This window comes from Burkholderia sp. HMSC10F09 (assembly GCF_001806955.1).
Lineage (GTDB): Bacteria > Pseudomonadota > Gammaproteobacteria > Burkholderiales > Burkholderiaceae > Burkholderia > Burkholderia multivorans.
The window spans coordinates 1-4,076 of record NZ_KV786776.1; the positions used below are offsets into that span (position 1 = coordinate 1).

General features: G+C 69.5%; 3 protein-coding genes and 2 pseudogenes. 1 reads left to right on the plus strand and 4 read right to left on the minus strand.

The window, feature by feature from the left end:
* From HMPREF3115_RS18120 to HMPREF3115_RS18130, 3 genes and pseudogenes are all read right to left on the minus strand, one after another.
* Window positions 1–592 (minus strand): annotated as a pseudogene (locus HMPREF3115_RS18120) (AraC family transcriptional regulator); the annotation flags it as partial.
* Window positions 593–762: 170 nt separating this feature from the next.
* Window positions 763–1,305 carry a hypothetical protein gene (locus HMPREF3115_RS18125; protein ID WP_070555506.1) on the minus strand — a complete coding sequence of 181 codons (543 nt, stop codon included), beginning with the start codon at window positions 1,303–1,305 and terminating at the stop codon, window positions 763–765.
* 175 nt (window positions 1,306–1,480) lie between these two features.
* Window positions 1,481–3,007 (minus strand): acetaldehyde dehydrogenase ExaC, encoded by a 1,527-nt coding sequence (locus tag HMPREF3115_RS18130; protein ID WP_070555509.1) that lies wholly within the window; start codon window positions 3,005–3,007, stop codon window positions 1,481–1,483.
* Between the two features lie 138 nt (window positions 3,008–3,145).
* Here HMPREF3115_RS18130 and HMPREF3115_RS18135 point away from each other — a divergent pair, with 138 nt between their 5' ends.
* Window positions 3,146–3,742, plus strand: coding sequence for a pyridoxamine 5'-phosphate oxidase family protein (locus HMPREF3115_RS18135; RefSeq protein WP_053296700.1), 597 nt, complete (start codon window positions 3,146–3,148; stop codon window positions 3,740–3,742).
* A 45-nt stretch (window positions 3,743–3,787) separates the two neighbouring features.
* Here the strand turns inward: HMPREF3115_RS18135 and HMPREF3115_RS18140 are convergent.
* Window positions 3,788–4,076 (minus strand): annotated as a pseudogene (locus HMPREF3115_RS18140) (MFS transporter); the annotation flags it as partial.

The following is a 4,076-nucleotide window of genomic DNA, read 5'->3' on the forward strand; positions in this document are numbered from 1 at the left end:
GCAACGGGCCGCCGCCGGCCGCCGCACCGTCGAGCCGGCGGCCGAGCAGCGCGCACAGGCGCGCGAGCCGCGCGTCGCCGATCCGGATCACGCGCTGCGCGAACAGCCGCTCGTCGAGCGCGCGATGTTCGACCTGCTCCGCATAGCGGCGCAGCACCTCGCCGCGCACGACGACGCCGTAGATCGAGAACTGCGCGGGCGTCAGCAATTCGAATTCGACGTTGCCGGGCCGGAACGCGAGGGCGCCGGGGCCGATCCGGCACGCGTCGACGCGCGCGGTGCCGTCGCCGGCGAGCGGAATGCCGAACCAGTACGCGTCGCCGCGCACTTCGCACGCCTGGCGCAGCACATGGCTCGTCGATTCGCGAAACAGTTTCATCGTGTCGAGCGGCAGCTCGGTCAGCGTGCCGACGAAGCGGCCCGCCGCGAGCTGGTCGTAGGTCTGTCGCCAGCCGATCAGGTTGCGCGCCTGCTCGTCAGCGTCGTGCGCGACGCTGACGACCGCCTGCCCGGCCGACGCATCGTCGCCGTGCGCGCTGCGCTGCGTGTCTTCGGCCGTCGGTTCGTCGTGACGTGCCTGTCGTGCATCCATCGTGCTCTCCTTCACCTGCCGGAACCGCGTCGGTCACGCAAGTCCCGTGCCGAACCGCGCGCGAGGCGGCCACGCCCGAGATTCAACGCTGCGCGGGGTGTACGCCCCGCCCGGCGCGCGCGCCGCCCGCACCGCCACGGTGCGTGCGTGCATCGCGGCACGTTCACCGGCTAGCGGCCGGCGGCCGGCTGCAGCCGCACGACGCGCGTGCTGCAGTTGCCGTACGCCTGCGCGACGGCGAGTTCGACGATCGGGCTGCCCGCCGGCCAGGGCACGGCGTCCGCGTCGGACAGATCGGTGCGCAGCGTCGCGCGACCGTTGATCCGGTAGCGGATCGCGCGCACGAAATCGACGAACAGCAGCCCGATCCCGCTGCCGTCGCATCGCGCCGCATCGATCCGGCATGCGTCGCGCCGGGCGGGCAGCGCGAACCGCAGCGTCTTCGTATCGATCACGCGAACGACAGGCAGCAGCTCGCCGTTCTGATCGCGGCCGCCCTGCACGATGTCGCAGACGAGCGGCGCGCCGCCGCCGCTGCTCGTACCGACGAACATGAACGGCTGCGTCTCGACGAATTGCCGCACGCCGATGCTGAGCCGCGTCGTCACGACGTCGCTCATCCGTTCGGCTTCGTCGGCGACGCCGAACCGGCGATGCGCGTCGAGCTCGCCTGCATGAAATACCGGATGTCGCGAACGGGGTGTGTCTGTCATGTCGGATGGAACCGCCGCGCGCAGGCGGCGGACGAGGTCGTGGCCGGCGCGGGCTGCAACGCGATGCGCTGCGGCCTGCGCCGGATTTCCGGAAAGGCGGCGCGATCACGAGACGGACGGGCGCGCCGCCGGCTGCCCGGCGTGCGCCCGTGCGTCCGCGCCCGCGTGGCGGCGATCAGAAGAAGCCGAGCGCTTCCGCCTGATAGCTGACCAGCAGGCACTTCGTCTGCTGATAGTTCGACAGCGCCATCTTGTGCGTCTCGCGGCCGATCCCCGACTGCTTGTAGCCGCCGAACGCCGCGTGCGCCGGGTACAGGTGATAGCAGTTGGTCCAGACGCGGCCCGCCTCGATCTCGCGGCCCATGCGGTACGCGCGCGTGCCGTTGCGCGTCCACACGCCGGCGCCGAGCCCGTAGAACGTGTCGTTCGCGAGTTCGATCGCTTCCTGCTCGTCCTTGAACGTCATCACCGACGCGACCGGCCCGAAGATCTCCTCCTGGAACACGCGCATCTTGTTGTTGCCGAGCAGCATCGTCGGCTTCACGTAGTAGCCGGTGTTCAGTTCGGCGGCCGGCGCCGTGCGTTCGCCGCCCGTCAGGCATTGCGCGCCTTCGCCGCGGCCGATATCGATATACGAGAGGATTTTGTCGAGCTGCTGCTGCGACGCCTGCGCGCCGATCATCGTCTGCATGTCGAGCGGATGGCCGGCCTTGATGCGCTCGACGCGCGCGACGGCCTTCTCGATGAAGCGGTCGTAGATCGATTCCTGGATCAGGATCCGCGACGGACACGTACAGACCTCGCCCTGGTTCAGCGCGAACATCGCGAGCCCTTCGAGTGCCTTGTCGAGGAACGCGTCGTCCTGGTCGAGCACGTCGGCGAAGAACACGTTCGGGCTCTTGCCGCCCAGCTCGACCGTCGACGGGATCAGGCTGTCGGCCGCCGCGTGCAGGATGTGCTTGCCGACCGGCGTCGAGCCCGTGAACGCGATCTTCGCGATCCGCTTGCTCGTTGCGAGCGCTTCGCCCGCTTCCTTGCCGAAGCCGTTCACGATGTTGACCGCGCCCGGCGGAAACAGGTCGCCGATCAGCTCCATCAGCACGAGCACCGACGCGGGCGTCTGCTCGGCCGGCTTCATCACGACGCAGCAGCCGGCCGCGAGCGCCGGCGCGAGCTTCCATGCGGCCATCAGCAACGGGAAGTTCCACGGAATGATCTGGCCGACGACACCGGCCGGCTCGTGGAAGTGATACGCGACCGTGTTGTCGTCGATCTCGGAGATCCCGCCTTCCTGCGCGCGGATGCAACCCGCGAAATAGCGGAAGTGGTCGATCGCGAGCGGCAGGTCGGCCGCCATCGTCTCGCGCAGCGGCTTGCCGTTGTCGATCGTTTCCGCGACGGCGAGCAGCTTCAGGTTCTTTTCCACGCGGTCGGCGGCCGCGAGCAGCAGGTTCGCGCGCTCGGCCACGGACGTCTTGCCCCACTTGCGGCGCGCGGCGTGCGCGGCGTCGAGCGCGAGCTCGATGTCGTCGGCGCCCGAACGCGGCACGCGGCAGAACGGCTGGCCGTTGATCGGCGACACGTTCTCGAAATACTCGCCCTTCACGGGCGGAACCCACTTGCCGCCGATGTAGTTGTCGTACTGCTGACGATACGGATATTCGACGTCGAGGCCCAGTTGCTTCAGGTCAAACGGGTTCATACATGTCTCCTGTTCATCGTGCTTGTGAGTGCAGCGCCGGTTGGATTGCGCGTCGACGTTTACGCAACATGCATGCCATCCGGTCGCGGCACCGCGCCGGCACGTGCGCACGGCACGGCACGCGGCGCGCTAGCACGGATGCGGTACGCGACTGTGTCGAAACTGAACACTGCGGCTGCGCAGCAAGGGCGGGCGGTGTTCGGAATTTTCACAACGCGCGCCTGCGTGCCGGCCGCGATCGCGTGGCATGCGGCTTGCGTATGCATCGCGCATCGTCCTTCGCCGGCCGCCGCGCCGATTCGTTCCATGCATGCACCCGCCCCGCTGACCGACGACGCCATCACATTCATCGACGAACAGGCGTTCCTGATCGTCGCGACCTCCGACGATGCCGGCAACAGCGACTGCTCGTACCGCGGCCGGCAGCCGCGCGCCGATGGCACGCCCGCGCCGCTCGTCGCGTGCGTCGACGCACGTACGCTCGTGCTGCCCGACTTCGCGGGCAACAACCTGTTCAATACGATCGGGAATCTGCTCGTGAACCCGGCGATCGCGCTGCTGTTCGTCGATTTCGTCCGACAGACGACGTGGCTCGTGCAGGGACGCGCGACGATCGACGAAGACGCGGGACGCTTCGCCGCGCTGTGGCCGGATGCGCGGCGCTATGTGATCGTCGACGTCGAATGCGCGCAGCCGCGCACCGACGCGACGCTGCCGCCGCTCGTACTCGCGTGACACGCCGCGCACGCGGGCGCGGCGCCGCGTAACGGGCCGCGCCGCTCAGCGGCCGTTCGTTTCCGCGCATGCCGGTCGTCGCGTGCGGCGGTTGGGCGGCAGGCTCGCGCGCGTGTCGGCGTGCGTGCCGTCGGCGGTCTGCCGCGCACCGAGAAACGCGAATACGATCGCCGCACAGAGCACGGTGACGATCGCGAGCGCGATCAGCAGGCGATCGAACGCATGCGTGTAGCTTGCGAGCAGCACCGCGCGGTCGACGTCCGGCAGCGCGGCCGCCGCGCCGGCGAGATCGCCGGTCGCGAGCCGCGCGGCGGCATGCAGCACGGCGTCGGCC

Coding starts and splice junctions, on each gene's coding strand:
- HMPREF3115_RS18125 (WP_070555506.1), bottom strand. CDS start 1,305: ATGACAGACACACCCCGTTCGCGACATCCGGTATTTCATGCAGGCGAG.
- HMPREF3115_RS18130 (WP_070555509.1), bottom strand. CDS start 3,007: ATGAACCCGTTTGACCTGAAGCAACTGGGCCTCGACGTCGAATATCCG.
- HMPREF3115_RS18135 (WP_053296700.1), top strand. CDS start 3,146: ATGCGGTACGCGACTGTGTCGAAACTGAACACTGCGGCTGCGCAGCAA.